The organism is Verrucomicrobiota bacterium (assembly GCA_027622555.1).
In the GTDB taxonomy this organism is placed as follows: domain Bacteria; phylum Verrucomicrobiota; class Verrucomicrobiia; order Opitutales; family UBA2995; genus UBA2995.
This window is the reverse complement of sequence record JAQBYJ010000065.1, coordinates 24,652-33,020: the sequence shown is the minus strand read 5'-3', so window position 1 is coordinate 33,020 and position 8,369 is coordinate 24,652. Positions and strand designations below refer to the sequence as shown.

Here is an 8,369-nt window from a genome sequence, read left to right as displayed (position 1 = left end):
AATCCATACTGCTTTAGGCTCAATGAGCCCAAGAGAATACCGCCAATCCTATGGCAGCCCCCGCGGGGGCTGCCATAGGATTTGACATCAACGAATCAAATGAATCTAAATTATAACCTAAGCACAACGGGTCTCCATTTTTCGGGGCAATCTCACTTTGCTACGAGGGAACTTCGCACCTAGCATAACAATTGATGCAACGAATAAAACATCGATTTGGTGTTTCTCTACCCAGGCTGAGTCAATGGAGGATCAACGGATGTATTCAATGCTCACCTCCGCGGAATTAGCTAGAGCTGAAAGATTCAAACACAAGGGTGCTAAACAATTATTTGTAACAACACACGCGGCACTTCATCTCATACTAAAGAACCGCTATGAGATAAACTACGACGATTTCGCTTTTTCAGAAACAGAACACCATAAACCATATTTATCTAATAAAGCCGGGGTAAAACCACTCGAATATAACCTCTCTCACAGTGGACAATGGATCGCAATTATCATCGGAACTAAGTCTGTTGGGATTGATGTTGAAGAGAAAAAGGATCTAAAGGACTTCGAAGGGATCTCACGAATCGTATACTCGGAGCTCGAAAATACATCCGTAGTACCAAGTGAAGGAAACCCTGATCTGGAACAATTCTACAGACATTGGAGTTGCAAAGAAGCTTTCTTAAAAGCTGAAGGAACTGGGTTTATGCAGGACCCAAAAGGTATTGAATTGAACTTCAATTCATCGGAAGAAAATGAATATCCTATCGTTTGGTGGACGGATGATATCCCGGGACACTCGCTAGCATGGACTGAACGCGCCGACTAACCACGACCCAGGAATGGCATACTTATGGGTAACACCGTACTTTCCAGTACTGAAACACCATCAGGAAGTGTAATCATGGCTAAAGCCACACGAGCGAGATCGTAGGCGTTCATTACTCCCTCTGCTGCTGCAGCTTCTTCCCTACCCTCCCAAATCGCTGTCTTTGTATTACCTGGTTGTAGGACTCCTACGGAAATTCCGTAAGCTCGACCATCGAGCGCCAAAGAACGGGTGAGTCCTTCAAGCGCAAATTTTGAGGTTGTGTAAGGAGCGGAGTGAACTCGAGGCATTTTCGCCGAGACGCTTCCAATGTTGATAATCCGGCCACGGCCTTGCGGTTTCATAATCCTAAAAGCCTCACGAGCACAAAGAAACGCTCCATCGAGATTTACGCTCAAAACCTTGCGCCAGGTTTCAAATGTAAGTTCCTCAATAGGACCACCCATTCCTATTCCTGCGTTATTAATCAGAATGTCTAACGAATCGAAATATTTTCCAACAGACTCAAAAAGATTTATGACAGCCGCTTCATCGGTCACATCCGTCTCCACAGCTTTGGCAATTCCGCCAGATTCGTTTATTTCGGAAGCGAGATTTTCAATTTTTTCTTTTGATCTAGCGGCAAGAACCACCTGAACACCTTCAGCAGCGAACACTTTCGCAATGGCAGCTCCAATTCCGCTGCTGGCTCCGGTTATCACAGCAACTTTATTTTTAAGTGAATGCATATCGTATGGGAATGTGTTTCTAAAAAATTGGATTAGGAACCGTAAAGCGTGTATCGAATAAAGTCATTAACCATTTCAGCCATGAACGGAAGCGAATGATTGGAGCGAATACGTTGGGTTCCTCGCTGAATTCGCTCCCGGTTTCCATCGGGAGTTTTTAAAAGGTCACGGCATGCTTTGACTAAAGAGCCATCGATTTGCGGATCAAAGGAATACCCGGTGCTCAGATCCACAATCTCTGGTGTCCCTCCAGTATTCGAGGCAACCACTAATACGCCCGACGCCATCGCTTCCAAGACTGTCAAAGCAAAGGGCTCTCTCCACACACTTGGAAATAAAAGGACTCCAATTTTTGAATAAAATTCGTTGTGTAATTTAGCGTGAGGGATATGACCCAAGAGTGTTACTCTACTTGCAAGCTTAGGATCTGAAGAAATTTTCTTAATTATAGATCTTCCATATCGACTGCCAGGGAGATCAGACGCGATCAGGAATCGAAGATCATCATCATCGGCAGAAATTTCAAGAAAGGCATCCAAGGCTAGATCCAATCCTTTTTCTTTCTCAGGACGGCCACAAAACCCAAATGTTTTCAATCTCTCAGAAGAAAACGGCACTTCAGGAAATGCATCGATATCGATTCCCCAATGAGCCATACTTTGATTCTTAATCGAAGAAAAAGTCTCAGCATGAGTCTCTTTCATAAACTCACTGCCAAATATGGCACCGCTGAATTTGGAAAAAAATTGAATAGGTTTTGGAACAGATGAGTAGAGAGCTCTCAGCTCAGAATCCTTTAATTGGTTGATGGCATTTATCGGACACCGACTATGAAAAATATCTGTCCCCCAAGGATCTTGCGGCCAAAAATCTGACACAAACACAAAGATGGGTTTATCAAGCTCAAACACGGACGTCCATTCAGGAAGAACAAGTCGTCGAGGATTAAAAATAAAAATAAGATCTGCCTCATTCGCTTCAGCTTTTAATTCGGAAACAATCCTGGTGTGATTCCGAATTAGAGCACGTTTCGTTCGCCATTTCTGAAATTCAGGTCCGAGCTTTCCAGGGAAAAATCCGGTCAACTGAGTTGAGGACGTTAAGTGAGACTTTTCCTTTCGAACAGATGCAACCACTGTGTTTTCCCAGACAAAGTGCTTTGCCAATGTTTCAAGAAGATTACAGGCTCCCAACTCGTAACCACCAGCATGATCAGGGGGATAAGAGTTCGTGATAGCCAGGCACTTGAGCGGCTTCATCTCAATTTTAAGCGTTCAACGATTATTTCAGCGGAGTTCTTCCAGGTGGGAAGCGACAATGTTTTGGTCGCTTGCAACGCCTCGTTGTAAGCGAATTGATTTAATAACCAATTTTCCAAACTATCCTTAAGCTCATCATTCGATTCATAAAATTTACATGCGGACTCAAGCGACCATTCTTTTAAACTCGGTAAGGTCCGACACAAACAGGGGACACCCAACCAAAGAGATTCGACAACAGGTAACCCAAAACCTTCGGCAATCGAATTGAAAACGGTAAACCGAGCCTTCAAATACAATACGAGCAACAATTTGTCATTCTGTTTCGAATGGAGAAAAACAGGATAGCCTGATTTCTTAGCCAATTTAATTTTTTTCTCAATTGGCTTACCAAAGTGTGGATTTACACGCCCGACAAAGTGCAATTCAAATTTTAATCCCTGATCCCAAAGGTCACAGGCAATCCTCAACAATCCATCCTGGTTTTTGCGAGGTTCCAAAATTCCGATACACAAAAGAAGAGGAACTTCCTGTGGTTTATGGCAAAATGGAGTTTCAGATTTATCGAAAAAGTCCGATCCGAGTAGTAGCGTGGAAGTCGTAGGATACTTGGATGGGGTTAACCCTTTCCAGTATTCGAGTAGATCCCTTTGACTACATCCCGACACACTGAATACATGGTCGAATTGCCCAAGATCGCTCATGTAGGCTGGATGACGTGCTACGCTTTGGGGCCAGGTGATTTCTGGTAGCTGCAGAGGAATGGCATCGTGAAAAATCGCCGAAGTAAAAACTCCAGTTTTTTTAAGAGCCTCGTAATAACCCGGGCGATCATTCGAAGAAAACACTTCTGGAGTAAGGAAACAATCCTCGGCCAGAATATCGACAGCTCTCCGTTTGGACGTGTCGGTAAATACTTGTTTCCTGGGATGCCACATCACTGGCACAAGGGATACATTTGAATCAGCTTCCAATGCTTGCATCAGCCTGTTCGATACGCGTATCAACCCCGATAACTGACGAGCGGAAGCTGATTTGGTAATGTCGTAGAAAAGCCGCATAAGGTCACAGTTGATTACGAACGTTCACAGACAGCAAACTGGAAAGCATCAAAAAGCTTGCGGGCATTTTTTTGCGCATCGAAATGCTCTTCCACCCATTTCCGACCATTTTCTCTGAGTTTTCCCATCAGCGGGTCATCTGTAACCAGGTTTTCAATAGTCTCTACCCAATCAACAGTACTATCCGCTGAAAGAATCATTCCTGTTTGAGCATGCTCCACTGCCTCGGTAGTTGCGCCCACATCGGTAGTCAACACAGCCACCCCATGAGCCATGGCTTCACCTATCACATTCGGAAGACCGTCACGGTCACCCTTGGAACTTACCTGCCCAGTGAATAGAAATAGGTCTGCCCAAATCAACTGCTCCTGAACGTCCTCGAACGTTAACTTTCCCCAAAATTCCAATTCGTTGTGGAGTCCTGATTTGTCTCGATAATCACGTAACGGTCCATCCAATTCCCCACTCCCTACTATCCTCGCCTGAAAGGGAACTCCTTTCTTTTTAAGCGCTTTAAGAATATCGATTTGGTAAAAAAATCCCTTCTTCTCCACAAGTCGGCCTACAGAAATCAATCGGATGGGACGTCTATTCTTACGCATAGGCTTCAAATCGGGGTAGTCCGTTAATCCTCGTCTAACAACGCGGAGCTTCTCTTTATCCGCACCAAGTCGAAGCAACTGGCGTTGGGTGCTCACGGAAGAAGAGTGAACCATTTTTGCCTCATCCAACTTTTCTTTGAGATGCCAGTCTCCACCGTCTTCAAAAACATCAAAAGCATGTGCTCCCATAGAAAATGGTACACCTGTAAGGCCACTTAGCAGTTGTGCGGCAGACACGGGTGAAGTCGCCCAAATACCGTGAATAAGATCCGGTGGATCTCGCTTTACATTTATCCAATGTGACAAAGCAAAGCCATAGCCTAAAAGCGTCTCAAAGAAATTAACCGGCGAGGGTGGTTTTCCTGAGAAAAACTTTTTCAGTCTAGATACCAGTATGCCAGGTCTCCTCAGAATCGCCCACGGCAAAGTCCAAATGAGCTTCAGTAATTTCCACTTAGGAAACGTCCGGATCAAGACTCCTTTATACAAGTTTTCTCCTCCCCACATCGATACGATCTCCAGATCGATAGGCTCTTTCCGCAGACCATCCACCTCTCGTTGAATGAATTGTTCACTCAGCTTCGGGAAGGTCGTGCAAATATAGAGTATCTTCAGCGGTTTCATTCCTCCGCGGCAGCATCTTTGGCTAACCCGATTAGTTCATTGATTAACTTCGTTGGATCTTCCACCACTCCAATTTGACGACAACGCTCTTGCATAAGTGCGTACTCACGTTTGTGACCTTGCCATAGACCCAATTGGTAATTCAGGTCATCAAGATTCGCAATGCGAACAGCGGCACCGGCACGGTAGAAATATTTAAAGGTCAATCGCTCCTGAGGCATGATTCCCCCAATGGTATTATAAATAATCGGGACACCAAAGAAGAGCGCCTCAGCACAAGTAGTGGCCCCACGACTGACAATAGCGTCACTCACCTGAATCAGCTGTGGCATTCGCATTGAATAACCTTCCACATACAATTGGAAATCCGAATATTGCCGATGCCAATCGTGAATACGTGACACCAATCCAGGATTTCTTCCACACACCAAAATAGCCTGAACCCGACTCGAGTAGCGTTTAAGGACCCGCAACATTTCCAAATGATTATTTGAGCCCATTCCTCCAGCGGTTAGAAAAACGGTAAATTTCCTGGGCGACAATCCAAGGTCGTTTACAAGAAAATCACGCCGCTCTTTGCCATTCATGATACCTTCATAAACCGATGGATGCATCAGGTTGCCTCGCACAAAACAACGTTTGGGTGACATACCAAGCTGAATAGCATAATCCTGAGCTGTTTTGGTCCGGGAAAAATAAAGATCTGCGGACGGTTCCACCCAATTCTTACTATAGCCAAACCCACCAGAAAACTCCCCACAGTAGGTAGCACAGCGCACTTTGTCTCCTAATACGCGACGTGCTGCCTGGAAATACCCGCGATTAAGGAAATCGTGCACGCTAAATACCAGATGAGGTCGGAAGTCTTTAAGTAGCTGCACAAAAAACGCTCTTCCAAATTGTATCTTGTTACGCTGCAGATATCCGAAAATCTCCACAATCCACCAGTAAGGATTGTGTAACATAGGAGCGTACTTCTGGATGAAATTATAAACCCCTACCCCGAAGTGAGTTATCGGAGAAGCTTCCTCCAAAGGTCGTTCGATTCGAATCTCCACATTTCCATCGTAGAGTTTGTTGCACCAGGCTTCAAATGCGCTGGCGCGGGCATCATGCCCGCCACCGGTGCGGGAAGTAAGGACAAGAATTCTGAGAGGACGTTGACTCACGGTAATTTGTAGTATCTGCGGAGGACTTTTCTTTTGAGGGCATTAGGCAAAAGTCGGCTAAGCATAGAAGCAATCCTTGTTTGAACAAAGGTTCCCGAATAGCTGGTGCAATGCGTAAATTTTCGAAGAGCGGACAGCAGATCTTCTCCAGCGATCGAAGCACTCGGCGCCTTACACATAGCGTCCTCCATTTTTTTCCACATATGTTCAACGAGTTCATTTTTCTCCTCCGTTCTCCTAATGTTTTGGTTGAAAGCGGTACGGTAATCGCCAGGTCTAAAATCAATTATCCACGGAGGATTCTCAGGTGACTCCAACATCAAAGATTGGGAAAATGCGGAGAGTCCGGCTTTGGCTGAGTTATAAATGGACATATAAGGAATCCACATCTCGCCAGCAACCGAAGACACATTAACCAAACAACCCTTTTCACGCTTTCGCATGGCCGTAACCGCTGCTGAAGCAAGCTGGATCGGGCCATGCAATAACACCTGTAGCTGCTCCTCAATGTGCTCAACCTGAATTTCGCTCGTAGTACCAAACGCCGCAAAACCAGCATTATTTATAACCAAGTCAAAGCCACCGATTTTTTCATCCCATTCATTAAACCAGGCTTGAAGATTTTTTTCCTCTATCAAATCAAGGTCAACCGGCGTAAAAGATGGATGCTGGATCAGGCCACTTGAATTCCGCGACGTTCCCAAAACAGCAATACCCTGATTCATTAAGGCCTCCGAAAATGCATGCCCCAATCCCGAACTCGCACCAGTGATCAATGCTCGAGTGTAGTGTTCCCCTAACTCTGGCATGAACGGAAAATAAGCGAAATGTTCGCACCGCCAAAGCCACTGCTATTGCTCATAATATATTCAGGTCTTTCCTCGATGGATTTACGGATAATATTGAGGCCTTCCGCCTCTTGCATCAGTTCATCAATATTGGCAGATCCCGGAACAAACCCATGTTTATAAGCCACCATGCAAATACTAGATTCGAGTAAGCTGGAAAGGGACAATCCGTGTCCCGTCAGCGCCTTGGTACTACTTATCATCGGACTCGTATTCGGGCCAAAGACCTCCTTCATTGCAATCACTTCAGACAAGTCACCAATTGGAGTAGAAGGTGCATGAGCATTGAGGTAACCAATGTTATCCAAAGCTAATTCGGCATCTTTAAGCGCCAATTTCATGGCATTTTGTAATCCCCGTCCATCAGGATGAGAGATAGCCACATTGTATCCGTCAGATGCCTGTCCCCAACCAATGATCTCGCCGTAGACAGTTGCTCCGCGCCGAGCGACTTCATCTTCCGATTCAAGTACCATGGTCACTCCTCCTCCTGAAGAAACGAAGCCTTGTCTATTTTTATCAAAAGGCCGGGCAGCCGAATCCGGATCAGTCGAGAGGCTAAGCGCACGCATGACTGCAAAGGGCACAATACTATCGAAATTACAATCTTCGGCACCAACAACGAACATCCGCTTTTGTTTTCCGCGGCGAATTTCCTCGAATGCGAATCCCAACGCATGCCCTGAAGAAGCACAAGCAGATGCAAATCCGGTGGATACTCCCTGAATCTGAAAGTTAGATACTAAATTAAAACTTACGGTTCCTGCGACAGATGAAACAATATTCAAGGGATTACAGCGCATGATTCCCCGATTGTACATCTTCTCCAAACTCTTATGCAAAAAGCGGGAAGACCCTGCGGAAGCGGTATAGATTCCGGTATCAATATTTGAGACATCCGATGGTTCTAAATTGGCACTCTCGATCGCCTGCTTCATCGAACAATAAGCGTACAAAACATGAGGCGAAAAACTACGCAGTGTTTCTCTACGAAGTTTATACTTCGCCGGATAAACCCAATCTTCCGGGTCGTAGGATTCAACGTCGAAATCCTTGACCGGTGCAGCGAGCTTAACCGGAGACTCGGGCACTTGAAGTGGTTCGAAAAGCTCAATGCCGTGTTTTAAATTCCTAAGATTATCAACGACAGTGTCTTCATCGTTTCCGATACTAGAAATAAAACCCAAACCTGTGACAAATACGCGTGACATAAAGCAGACAAAGCAGTCGGCAATGGTCACCGCTCACCATTCAG

At 45.3% G+C, this 8,369-nt stretch carries 8 protein-coding genes; 1 reads left to right on the top strand and 7 read right to left on the bottom strand.

Features of this window, described 5'->3' with window-relative positions:
* Window positions 1-268: 268 nt before the first annotated feature.
* Window positions 269-823: a 4'-phosphopantetheinyl transferase superfamily protein gene (locus O3C43_16235; protein ID MDA1068039.1), complete on the top strand. Its 555-nt coding sequence runs from the start codon at window positions 269-271 to the stop codon at window positions 821-823.
* Here the strand turns inward: O3C43_16235 and O3C43_16230 are convergent.
* From O3C43_16230 to O3C43_16200, 7 genes are read right to left on the bottom strand one after another with little or no spacing between them, the layout of a single operon-like run.
* Window positions 820-1,551, bottom strand: a complete 732-nt coding sequence (locus O3C43_16230) for an SDR family oxidoreductase (GenBank protein ID MDA1068038.1) — start codon at window positions 1,549-1,551, stop codon at window positions 820-822. The two genes, O3C43_16235 and O3C43_16230, sit on opposite strands and share 4 nt — an antisense overlap.
* 32 nt (window positions 1,552-1,583) lie before the next feature.
* Window positions 1,584-2,810 carry a glycosyltransferase family 4 protein gene (locus O3C43_16225; GenBank protein ID MDA1068037.1) on the bottom strand — a complete coding sequence of 409 codons (1,227 nt, stop codon included), beginning with the start codon at window positions 2,808-2,810 and terminating at the stop codon, window positions 1,584-1,586.
* A complete protein-coding gene (locus tag O3C43_16220; protein MDA1068036.1) occupies window positions 2,807-3,871 on the bottom strand; it encodes a glycosyltransferase in 1,065 nt (354 codons plus the stop codon). Before O3C43_16220 ends, O3C43_16225 begins: the two co-directional genes overlap by 4 nt.
* 14 nt (window positions 3,872-3,885) lie before the next feature.
* The gene (locus tag O3C43_16215) at window positions 3,886-5,097 is read right to left on the bottom strand and encodes a glycosyltransferase family 4 protein (protein MDA1068035.1); all 1,212 of its coding nucleotides are present in this window, start codon (window positions 5,095-5,097) and stop codon (window positions 3,886-3,888) included.
* Window positions 5,094-6,266 carry a glycosyltransferase gene (locus O3C43_16210; protein ID MDA1068034.1) on the bottom strand — a complete coding sequence of 391 codons (1,173 nt, stop codon included), beginning with the start codon at window positions 6,264-6,266 and terminating at the stop codon, window positions 5,094-5,096. Before O3C43_16210 ends, O3C43_16215 begins: the two co-directional genes overlap by 4 nt.
* Window positions 6,263-7,075 carry an SDR family NAD(P)-dependent oxidoreductase gene (locus tag O3C43_16205; protein MDA1068033.1) on the bottom strand — a complete coding sequence of 271 codons (813 nt, stop codon included), beginning with the start codon at window positions 7,073-7,075 and terminating at the stop codon, window positions 6,263-6,265. Before O3C43_16205 ends, O3C43_16210 begins: the two co-directional genes overlap by 4 nt.
* Entirely contained in the window at window positions 7,063-8,325 is a 1,263-nt protein-coding gene (locus O3C43_16200; GenBank protein MDA1068032.1) for a beta-ketoacyl-[acyl-carrier-protein] synthase family protein, read from the bottom strand. The genes O3C43_16205 and O3C43_16200 overlap by 13 nt, the downstream gene beginning before the upstream one ends.
* Between the last annotated feature and the right edge of the window lie 44 nt (window positions 8,326-8,369).